Source organism: Mesorhizobium sp. M1A.F.Ca.IN.020.04.1.1 (assembly GCF_003997315.1).
In the GTDB taxonomy this organism is placed as follows: Bacteria; Pseudomonadota; Alphaproteobacteria; order Rhizobiales; family Rhizobiaceae; genus Mesorhizobium.
Map to the genome: position 1 here is coordinate 1 of NZ_RZSN01000218.1, position 8,303 is coordinate 8,303.

At 59.9% G+C, this 8,303-nt stretch carries 14 protein-coding genes and 1 pseudogene; 5 read left to right on the forward strand and 10 right to left on the reverse strand.

The features are described 5' to 3' along the window. Positions 1 to 208 precede the first annotated feature (208 nt). Positions 209 to 418, reverse strand: coding sequence for a cold-shock protein (locus EOA49_RS28245; RefSeq protein WP_095825918.1), 210 nt, complete (start codon positions 416 to 418; stop codon positions 209 to 211). Between the two features lie 537 nt (positions 419 to 955). Here EOA49_RS28245 and EOA49_RS33775 point away from each other — a divergent pair. Continuing rightward, positions 956 to 1,408, forward strand: a complete 453-nt coding sequence (locus EOA49_RS33775) for a DUF982 domain-containing protein (protein WP_245457057.1) — start codon at positions 956 to 958, stop codon at positions 1,406 to 1,408. 127 nt (positions 1,409 to 1,535) lie between these two features. After that, positions 1,536 to 1,793 carry a hypothetical protein gene (locus EOA49_RS28255; protein ID WP_127215470.1) on the forward strand — a complete coding sequence of 86 codons (258 nt, stop codon included), beginning with the start codon at positions 1,536 to 1,538 and terminating at the stop codon, positions 1,791 to 1,793. Between the two features lie 41 nt (positions 1,794 to 1,834). Here the strand turns inward: EOA49_RS28255 and EOA49_RS28260 are convergent, their stop codons facing one another. The 8 genes and pseudogenes from EOA49_RS28260 to EOA49_RS28290 form a co-directional block, all read right to left on the reverse strand. Further along, the gene (locus tag EOA49_RS28260; protein ID WP_066999207.1) at positions 1,835 to 2,587 is read right to left on the reverse strand and encodes an NYN domain-containing protein; all 753 of its coding nucleotides are present in this window, start codon (positions 2,585 to 2,587) and stop codon (positions 1,835 to 1,837) included. A gap of 195 nt (positions 2,588 to 2,782) precedes the next feature. Next, positions 2,783 to 2,938 carry a hypothetical protein gene (locus EOA49_RS32875; RefSeq protein WP_164746936.1) on the reverse strand — a complete coding sequence of 52 codons (156 nt, stop codon included), beginning with the start codon at positions 2,936 to 2,938 and terminating at the stop codon, positions 2,783 to 2,785. Next, the gene (locus EOA49_RS28265) at positions 2,865 to 3,221 is read right to left on the reverse strand and encodes a DUF982 domain-containing protein (RefSeq protein WP_348626901.1); all 357 of its coding nucleotides are present in this window, start codon (positions 3,219 to 3,221) and stop codon (positions 2,865 to 2,867) included. The genes EOA49_RS32875 and EOA49_RS28265 overlap by 74 nt, the downstream gene beginning before the upstream one ends. A 58-nt stretch (positions 3,222 to 3,279) precedes the next feature. Continuing rightward, positions 3,280 to 3,555, reverse strand: a complete 276-nt coding sequence (locus EOA49_RS28270; RefSeq protein WP_127241692.1) for a DUF1488 domain-containing protein — start codon at positions 3,553 to 3,555, stop codon at positions 3,280 to 3,282. Next, positions 3,552 to 3,878: a hypothetical protein gene (locus tag EOA49_RS28275; RefSeq protein ID WP_127215468.1), complete on the reverse strand. Its 327-nt coding sequence runs from the start codon at positions 3,876 to 3,878 to the stop codon at positions 3,552 to 3,554. The genes EOA49_RS28270 and EOA49_RS28275 overlap by 4 nt, the downstream gene beginning before the upstream one ends. Continuing rightward, positions 3,875 to 4,117 carry a hypothetical protein gene (locus EOA49_RS28280; RefSeq protein WP_127215467.1) on the reverse strand — a complete coding sequence of 81 codons (243 nt, stop codon included), beginning with the start codon at positions 4,115 to 4,117 and terminating at the stop codon, positions 3,875 to 3,877. The genes EOA49_RS28275 and EOA49_RS28280 overlap by 4 nt, the downstream gene beginning before the upstream one ends. A gap of 94 nt (positions 4,118 to 4,211) precedes the next feature. After that, on the reverse strand, positions 4,212 to 4,562 hold the full coding sequence (locus EOA49_RS28285) for a hypothetical protein (protein WP_127241693.1): 351 nt from the start codon (positions 4,560 to 4,562) through the stop codon (positions 4,212 to 4,214). Next, positions 4,559 to 4,822: pseudogene (locus EOA49_RS28290) on the reverse strand (hypothetical protein). The gene EOA49_RS28285 and the pseudogene EOA49_RS28290 overlap by 4 nt, the downstream one beginning before the upstream one ends. Before the next feature lie 812 nt (positions 4,823 to 5,634). On the opposite strand from EOA49_RS28290, the gene EOA49_RS28295 reads away from it, so the two are divergent. The 3 genes from EOA49_RS28295 (at position 5,635) to EOA49_RS33785 (ending at position 6,999) form a co-directional block, all read left to right on the forward strand. Further along, the gene (locus EOA49_RS28295; protein ID WP_127240878.1) at positions 5,635 to 5,826 is read left to right on the forward strand and encodes a hypothetical protein; all 192 of its coding nucleotides are present in this window, start codon (positions 5,635 to 5,637) and stop codon (positions 5,824 to 5,826) included. Positions 5,827 to 6,572: 746 nt separating this feature from the next. Next, positions 6,573 to 6,830, forward strand: coding sequence for a hypothetical protein (locus EOA49_RS33780; RefSeq protein WP_245460822.1), 258 nt, complete (start codon positions 6,573 to 6,575; stop codon positions 6,828 to 6,830). Next, complete coding sequence (locus tag EOA49_RS33785; RefSeq protein ID WP_245460823.1) at positions 6,805 to 6,999, forward strand: DUF3489 domain-containing protein; 195 nt, start codon at positions 6,805 to 6,807, stop codon at positions 6,997 to 6,999. Before EOA49_RS33780 ends, EOA49_RS33785 begins: the two co-directional genes overlap by 26 nt. A 277-nt stretch (positions 7,000 to 7,276) precedes the next feature. Here the strand turns inward: EOA49_RS33785 and EOA49_RS28315 are convergent. After that, the coding region (locus EOA49_RS28315; RefSeq protein WP_127243485.1) for a Wadjet anti-phage system protein JetD domain-containing protein at positions 7,277 to 8,303 on the reverse strand (1,027 nt) is incomplete at its 5' end.

Consider the following 8,303-nt stretch of genomic DNA (forward strand, 5'->3'; position numbering starts at 1 on the left):
GATCGGCCGGAACCAGCTGATCCAACGTCACCATCTCAAGCGCGGTCTGTTCAGGGGCGGGTCGCTTCAACATGACCCAGTGAATCAAAAACCCCCGGCAAACGCCAGGGGTTTGTCAGCAGTCTGAAGGTCGGGCTTGCCCGACCTCTCTCGTCTGCGCTCTGTGGCCAATGCCAGTACATCCGTGGTCAACGGCCCGCGCAACAATTTATGCGGCTTGCAGGTTCTCGGCTGCGAGTTTGCCGTTGCGGTTGTCCTTCACGAGATCGAAGCTGAGTTTCTGGCCCTCGACAAGTGAGCGCATACCCGCCCGCTCGACAGCGGAGATGTGGACGAAGACGTCCGGCTGGCCGCCACCCTGCTCGATGAAGCCGAAGCCTTTGGTCGCGTTGAAGAACTTAACGGTTCCCGTATTCATGGCGATTTCCTTTCAATCATCCATAGAAAATTGCCTGCCGTGCAAGACACACGGCAAACAGTTCAGATCGATTTTGAGAGGAGAAGATCGCCGAAGACGCGTATCGCGTCAGAAACAAAGTTCGACAGACAAGATCGATATTTGCAACATAGGTCCACTCTGTCTTCTAAACAAGGCGCGGCCGGAAATAATTCTTCACGGACGAGCTTCCAACTGGCGAGGCGGTTCTGGAATGACACTCGGCAGCTGATTGCGTAATCCACCATCCGACCTGGATGGGACATCACCGCGAGTGGCGGATAGTCGCCAGGCGTTGAACAGAACCAATCGTTGCGTCCGCTCTTTCTCCATGCCAATTCCCCCGCGGAGGACCACCTTAAGGAAAGGAAGGGTCACCTCAGGAAAATCGAACAGGTGTTCAAGTCGACCGGCAAGAAGACTTGGAAATGCACTTCATCGAAGGGCCTGGCTTGGAAGTCGGCGGCCTCATGCTCTCAAGGCCGGCTTGCTGGCGGCCTGCCAGGCGGTTGAGCACCCATGACATTGCCCGGCCGGCTCTTTGGGGAATGGGCGCAGGAGCTCGAGCACGATAAGACGCATAAGCTGCTCAGCAGATCCTCGACCAGGAGAAACACCTCGCGTCAACAAAACGGCTTGACGGCGAACTGGGAGGTCCCGCGCGAATTGGGGCGGAACGTGGAATTGCCTCGCTATCCAGGCGTCGATGCCCTAAGGACAGCGATGCAAAATCCCAAATTCACTCAGCCGGTGACTGTTCGGGCCAGTGCTCAAGGCGCCGAGACGATCATCACTGACGTTTACGAATGCTCGTCATTTCTGCTTCGGAAGTGGCCGGGCAAGCGTGGACCGTCACATCGCGCCGCGCTCCAGGCTTGCCACGATGCCAGCGCGGACAAAAAGCCCATATCGAGCGTTCGGCGGGCGTTCGCTTTGGCTGCGCGCGAGGCTGGTATCCTGGTGGGGCAATAACGGAGCGGGCTTGCCGAGGGACACGCGGGATATATCTATCCGCACGCCGAGGGTAGTTACCTGGCCAACCGACATGAATAGACGACCAGCGTGATGCCGTTTGCAGACAGGTCAAAGGAGGTCCGCCATGTCAAACCCGTCACGGGCATTCTACACAAGTTCCAACGGCGACCGCTGGCTGGTCGTTAAGGTCGGCGAGCGCGATGAGATTTTCGTGAGGCATGAGCCAAACCGGGCCTCGGGCGGTCAACCCTCCGAGGTTGACGTCGAGACGTTCATGGCCCGCGGGCCTGGCTCGCCCGAAGGCGAAGCCTTGATCGATCTGCTCGACCAGCTGCGCACCGAACAGGACCGGGCGAGCATGGAAAAGCCAGGCGGTCGATAAATAGCCAACCTGCAAGGACTCGGATAGCTGCGCCGTACCGGTCACGTCTTCCGCCCTCCCCTCCGCGCTGCCTGCGGTTTGATTCTGATGCGCAACGTTCCGCCCTCCGGGCGGTCGATTTCGAACGCGTTCGTCTTGCGGACGAGATCGCTCAGCTTGCGAAAACCAAAGGTGCGGGGATCGAAGTCCGAGGCCAGATTGGCAAGCTGCGTGCCGACCGCACCGAGCGGAACCCAGCCATCCTCGCTTTCCATCTGCGCGATGATCTTCCGAATGATCGGCACGGCCGCTGAGGGCGGTTGCAATGGCTTCACGCTCGATACCGCCTCAGGTTCGTTGCCCGGCGCAGACGGAAGCAGATTCTCGGTATAGACAAATCGCCTGCATGCCTGTCGGAAACTCTCGGGCGTTTTCTGTTCGCCGAAGCCGAAGACGTCGATGCCCTGCTCGCGGATGCGGGCGGCCAGCCGGGTAAAATCACTGTCGGAGGAAACCAGGCAGAAACCGTCAAACCGACCGCTATGGAGGAGGTCCATCGCGTCGATGACGAGCGTGATGTCCGAGGCGTTCTTGCCTGTGGTGTAGGCGAACTGCTGCTGGGGTATGATTGCGTGCTTCGAAAGAACGTCGGCCCACGCTTTCGAGCGCGAGCTTGAAAAATCGCCGTAGATGCGACGCACGCTGGCCTCGCCAATCTTGGCGATCTCCTCGAACAGCCCATCGGCGATCTTGGCCGACGCATTGTCGGCATCGATCAGGACGGCAAGGCGCGGCGACCGCAGCTCGGACGGTATCATAGAGCTTCCCTAGCGCTGTTCATGCGACCTGAAGTTTTTGCTCTCAATGTCAATGATGTCGCCGCAGTTGGAGCATTCCATCTGGGTGTGAGTACGAATCCAGCCGACGAGGGTCTTTGCCTGATAATGGCAACGGGGACACTCCACGTCGATTTCGAAGGTATCCGTCTCGCGCTTTGTCATCGCCATGCCTCAGCTTTCGTCAGCAGCGGGCTCTCGCGCTTCTTTCTGCTCTTTGGATGAAGGATTCTCCTTCGCAGCTTTACCCGCAAGCTTAGCTTCTTTCTTGGCCGCCTTGGCCTTGTCTCGTTGACTCCGCTCGTATTGATAGTTTGGCTTCATCGCCATTCGAACTCTCCGTATGCAGGTATGGTAGTCTCCCTAGGCAAAAATGGCCCGCAGCCTCAAGCGCGGTGAGAAATGCGACAATCGCGTCCTCGGCAGCAGCATCTCCGGCGCAGCACTTCATCGCGTCCCTCCAAGCTAGGCTGTCGTTTCCAGGCCAATGGTCAAACAGGAAATCGGATGCCTGTGCGACAGGCTCAATGAGAGTGAAGCCGATCGGACCGGCCATAGACAACCACGGAACCGGAATCTTGGCTGCCATCGTGCACCCTACGCCCGATTGCATGCAAAGACGAGCGTGGCAGGGGCGTATTGTTTACCCGCTTTGATCGCACCGGACGCTGCTACCGGAAATCCGCGGCGGTCAAAGTATAGGAATCGCGGCGGTTGCGGGCATAAACTTTCCCGGCGAGGTCCTGGATGGAGGGCCGCAACGCGTCAAATGCCGAAAGACAGGCCTTCTCGGCGCTTCCGTTTTCGCCCAGGGCAACGCCGGATTTGGCCAGCGCCTCGGCCTCGATGAAGAAACGGACTTGAAACATGCCGTCATAGCCGATGAAGCAGACGGCATTGCGTGCTTCATCGAAGCTTCGGCTCGGGTTCGGGAAGGCGAGCGTCATGACTGGCCTGCCGGTGTTTCGGGAGCGCCGGCGGTGAATGACCGCGCGGCGGTCCTCGCCTTGCGGCGCTCGTTGTTGCGAAGGTTGAGCAACAGCATGCTTTTGGTCGCTTCCGAACGGCTGAGCCCGATCATGAAGGCGCCGTCCACATATGCCGGGATGCCGGTGAAGACGTGATAAACCGTCCAGGAACGATCGGGTTCGACCCGGCGGCCATATTGGCGGTCCCTAAAGGCGCATGCCTGCGCGCCGGCTGCATTTTCCTCGCCTGGACGAGCCGAGGGTTCGCGAGCGGCATCGGTGCGCTGGTTGCTCGCGTTCATGGTGGCGGCCCTTTGTCTGTCCCCGCCTGCGCGGGAACGACGCCGGAGTAGATCGTCGTCCCGTCGGCGTCGGCAATTGCGACCGCATCTGGCCACTGCGGCATGTTCAGCGTCCTTGCCAGAAGCAGCGCGATCTCAATCGCCGCGTCGAGGTCGGCCGCCTCTACGGTCTCACGGCCGACGACGGCGTGCGCGTCGTCGGCAACGCGCGTGCGATAGAATTCCATTACGACCTTCATCCGAGCCCGTCGCGCGCAAACATCCTGCCGTCAGCCCTTGCTCTTGCTTTGGGTGTGGATGCCGCTCGCGCCTTTGATTTGGCCGAACGCGCTCTCAGGCTTCAGCGGAAGCTTTTCCTGCTTCGGCTTCCTGATCTCTCTGTTCGAGCGTTTCTGTCCCTTGGCCATGTCCGAATGTCCTTTCGATGAGCATTAGGCCGCCGTCCGACACCGTGTCGGCCGGTTCGAGCCTGTCCTCCGTCACCACGCGCTCATGCGGTTCAGCGTCACTGCGGATGCGATATTGCGGCCTTGGCGGCAGGGTACGGGTGACATGGTAGATTTCACCGGTCTTCGGGCCAGTTCCAGGACCACTCTTCAGCCGGACCGCCTGTCCGATGTCAAAAAGATGTGCCGGGGCTCCGTGCTGGATCGCTTGTGCGTTGCGTTGCATGAGGGTCGTCATGATTGCCTCCGGTCCTTGTCGAGCGCGGCCTCGAGCGAAGCCGGTTCGATCGGCACCATTTGCTACGTGGATCCCTTTGTGGAGATCGCCGGCAGGTGAATGAAAGTTGCCACGCGGCGCCATGCGGTGCGAGAAGCCCCTTCGAGAGGCTCCTCGTCGAGATCAACGCGATAGTCTCCGGGCGGCTGCTGCGCATCGAGACCCGGCAGCGCGAACGCCGAGTTGAAGCGAACGACGGTCTGCGTGGTGCGAGTGGCCATTTGCGGCTTTCTGCGGAAACACGCGCATGCGCTCTTCCGCTTCGATTACAGCCGAACCGCTGGAACGATATCCGGTACTGCCAGTACATCCGTGGTCAGTCCCGATATCATTGCAGCGTTCGAGCGAAGCGAGATGCCGCGCCTGGAACGGCGCATGCATTCGCTGTCGAAAATTCGGAAGCGGATGGCGAGGCTTCATGATCACGAAAGCCACCTCGACCAAATCAACGAATTTTATATATGCGCCGCAATTGCGCTTCAAACAAGACGGTAATGGCGTTTTATTTTTATTGGTTAAATAAAATTCGAACACCGGGGGTCAAAAAATCGGGAGAACTTTTCTGATGCACGCGATATTTTGCATGCCTTGCAATTATTGAGACAGATAAATTTGGCGGCCTGGGTGAATAATTTTGGTTCTCCTATCTATCGCGTGGCAAGAGGTGTATAGAAGGGTATGCGCACCCGTCCCGCCGTAAGAAAAAAGTTGCCGTCAAAGCAGGCTCGCCCGACAGCCGCGCCAACCGTGAGGCCTGGCGTTTTGCGTACGTCCAGGGTCTCGGCCAAGGGCGAACCGCATCGCGCTTTCGGCAAGCTTGGCACAACGGCGCCGCTCGCTGTCGCGACGGGATGCACTAGCGCGAACGCGACAGTGGGGACGCCTATGCGTTGGCGCTCCCTTCATATGGACCTCTCGCCTTGAAGGTGTGTGTCGCGCTCTGGATTGTCGCTGTGCTGGTCTCGGTTTTTATCATCATAAAAGCCTGACGGCGCTCGGCCTTCGTCGAAGCGGAAACAAGAAGGATGCCAGTATGGCAAAGCGCTACGCGCTTCGGATGGACAAGCAGAACAGTTGGACCGTTGTCGACATCTTCACCGGCCAACCTGCCGAGTTTGAGAAAAAGGTGATGATCGGCATCAAGACGCGTCGGGCGGAAAAGGTCGTTGGCGAATTGAACATTCAGGACGCCAAGCGGCGGGAAGAGGCCGGCTGGGAATCCTGATTGAGCGGCAAGGCCGATATCGCATTTCAGCGCTCCTGCCCGGTCATGTGGCGCAATCGCCGACTCCCTCCTGTAGTTATTCATTTGAAAGGATAAGGCCCATGAGAACCATGAAAACACCGGATGCCCCGCCCCCCGTGATCGTGGCGGTCGCGAAGTCATCCAGGATTCTGTCGGCTCGGCTGACCATCAGAACCGACGAAGCAGCAAGACGCAGGATCGCCGACACCGACGGCACTCTAAGGCGGGCTCGGGAACTCGCAGAACGGAACCGCCTAGTTTGAACAAGCCGCCCGTCCTTCAGCGCCCCAAGGAGGTCGGCGGCGGCAGCGACCTAAGGGACGTCGGCGGCTGAGAAACTGTAACCGTCTCCCGTCTGCAAAAGATCTGGCCGACGGCCAGCTCCTCAGAGCACTGCGTATGATCTACGACTTGCAGTATGGTCACCCGCGATGTCCGCTTCCGGGCGGAGACAAAATTTGGCTCAATGACCGACAAGAGGCGCATTCCGAACATTCGAGACGCGAGTATAATAGAGCCCGGCTATTTTAGATGCCTTGGCATCTCTGAAACAGCTACCCATCGACGCACATTCCGCTGGACTTCGTTGCGCACGCAAGCATTGCTGTGGGTAACAACGCGGCGGTTTCGTATCCGCCAAGGCCAAGGTCTCTCCAGCCCGCCAGACGGGCTCAAGTCAGTACAGGCGCCGGATTGGCCGACGCCTAGAACTGGGGAGAACGACCATGGCGACGCTAGGCACCGATCACGGCACTGAATCGGACAACGAGAAACTTCAGATCCCGCCGGAGCCGCATGAGCACATCTGGGATGCACCGCCTTCCGCGGCCAAGCCGGCGAGGAAGTCGAAGTCGGCCAAAAAGAAAGCTCGTGAAGCAGAGGGCGGTGCAGAGCCGGCACCGGCAAAGCCACCGAAGGCTGCGGCCCGCACCGAGATCAAGCAGAGCAAGTCGGACTATGCTAAAGAAGCTCCGCCTGGCTAAGGGCGCCACGATCGAAACGCTTATGGAGGCCACCGGTTGGCAGGCGCACTCGGTGCGAGGCTTCTTGTCGGCGGTCGTCAAGAAGAAGCTTGGCCTCAACTTGGTCAGCGATGTCGGCAAGGACGGGGTTCGCCGCTATCGCATCGATGATGGCGCGAATGGCGGTTGATGCTCATGCGCGCCAAACTCGACATCGAAGCAGAGGTCGCCGCCTTGGGCGACCTCTCCCGCGAGGAGCTCGCAGCCCAATGGGAGAAGATATACAGGTGCTCACCACCGAAGGGTGTCAGGCGTGAACTTCTGATCCGGGCGGCAGCCTGGCATCTTCAGGCAAAGCGTCTCGGTGGATTTTCCACCGAGACGCGTCGCATGCTCAGGTCCGCCATAGACCGGGTCGAGAAGAAGATCGCCGACCGCGACAGCCAAGCTAACGTCATCGGCGGTTTCTACTCCACTGCGGCAAGAGTCCCGGTGATTGGGCTCCTGGGATCCAACTCCTCCTGCTCGTGCACGAGACCGCTCGCGGCAAGGAGGTCGGCCAAGCCGGCGATCGCGCTTGCGTGCATGTCGCCGACAGGGCAGGCCACGCCCGGCGCAGGTCTTCCGAAGCGATGGAGTAGTTCAGTGTCCATCATATGGGGGCGCAGCGAAACATCGACGCCGGCAAGATGTCTTTCGAGATGCTGGAATATGCGGAGGCCTCCAGCGTCCATATCTCCCCAGTGAAACGTCGGCGCCTGCGCCTGGGCCGCCAGCCTTGTGATCGTCGCGAGCGTCGGTCGCGAGGGAAAGCCACCGGAATAGATGACGAGAGCCCGCTCGGATCGCGCGACCTCTCGGATGTGCCGCACGAATGACGTGAAATTCTCGATCGTCAGGACGTAGTCAGGCTTCGTCAGGAGACAGATCCCGCCGGCGCAGTCGGTGGGAACTCCGACATAAGGCATCGTCGGAAAGGGCCGCCCGTCCAGCGATACGTCACCATGCAGCAGGATTGGTTGCGGCAAACGCTTGATACCGGAGCTGGCAAGCAGTTCCTCAGGATCGAGACCAGACTGCTCCTCCATGTCTGCGAAGATCTTCGTCATTGCCGCGACGACTTGCCGGACATTCTTCTCCAGCGCCTTACTGTCGCCGACCGTCAGCCGCGAGAATGTCCGGAAGTCCTGCTCCCCCTGCGGATCGCCCGACATGCGACCGCGTACTGCGATGGCGAGGTCGATCACGTTTGCAAGCGTTCGCCCGTCCCCTTTCCGGATTCCGATGTGGGACACGCCACGCGTCCAGGCCGCGACGGCGTCTTCGATCAAGCTGGCGGCACCGGGCGGCAGCCCCGGCCGCGACCACAGCTCTGAAACAGCTTGGTATGCCAGTTCGCCGGCCGGTCGCCGTTCGACCTTCCGATAGAGCACTCCGGCATCCTTCAGCCTTGCGCTGGTTACCCGACGCTCGGTCTTCGGGCCGGTTCGGATC

Excerpts from the sequence above, each read along its gene's own strand:
- EOA49_RS28270 (WP_127241692.1), bottom strand. The coding sequence starts at position 3,555 with ATGACGCTCGCCTTCCCGAACCCGAGCCGAAGCTTCGATGAAGCACGC.
- EOA49_RS28245 (WP_095825918.1), bottom strand. The coding sequence starts at position 418 with ATGAATACGGGAACCGTTAAGTTCTTCAACGCGACCAAAGGCTTCGGC.
- EOA49_RS28265 (WP_348626901.1), bottom strand. The coding sequence starts at position 3,221 with ATGCAATCGGGCGTAGGGTGCACGATGGCAGCCAAGATTCCGGTTCCG.
- EOA49_RS33775 (WP_245457057.1), top strand. The coding sequence starts at position 956 with ATGACATTGCCCGGCCGGCTCTTTGGGGAATGGGCGCAGGAGCTCGAG.
- EOA49_RS32875 (WP_164746936.1), bottom strand. The coding sequence starts at position 2,938 with ATGGCGATGAAGCCAAACTATCAATACGAGCGGAGTCAACGAGACAAG.
- EOA49_RS33785 (WP_245460823.1), top strand. The coding sequence starts at position 6,805 with ATGCTAAAGAAGCTCCGCCTGGCTAAGGGCGCCACGATCGAAACGCTT.
- EOA49_RS28275 (WP_127215468.1), bottom strand. The coding sequence starts at position 3,878 with ATGAACGCGAGCAACCAGCGCACCGATGCCGCTCGCGAACCCTCGGCT.
- EOA49_RS28295 (WP_127240878.1), top strand. The coding sequence starts at position 5,635 with ATGGCAAAGCGCTACGCGCTTCGGATGGACAAGCAGAACAGTTGGACC.
- EOA49_RS33780 (WP_245460822.1), top strand. The coding sequence starts at position 6,573 with ATGGCGACGCTAGGCACCGATCACGGCACTGAATCGGACAACGAGAAA.
- EOA49_RS28255 (WP_127215470.1), top strand. The coding sequence starts at position 1,536 with ATGTCAAACCCGTCACGGGCATTCTACACAAGTTCCAACGGCGACCGC.
- EOA49_RS28280 (WP_127215467.1), bottom strand. The coding sequence starts at position 4,117 with ATGAAGGTCGTAATGGAATTCTATCGCACGCGCGTTGCCGACGACGCG.
- EOA49_RS28285 (WP_127241693.1), bottom strand. The coding sequence starts at position 4,562 with ATGACGACCCTCATGCAACGCAACGCACAAGCGATCCAGCACGGAGCC.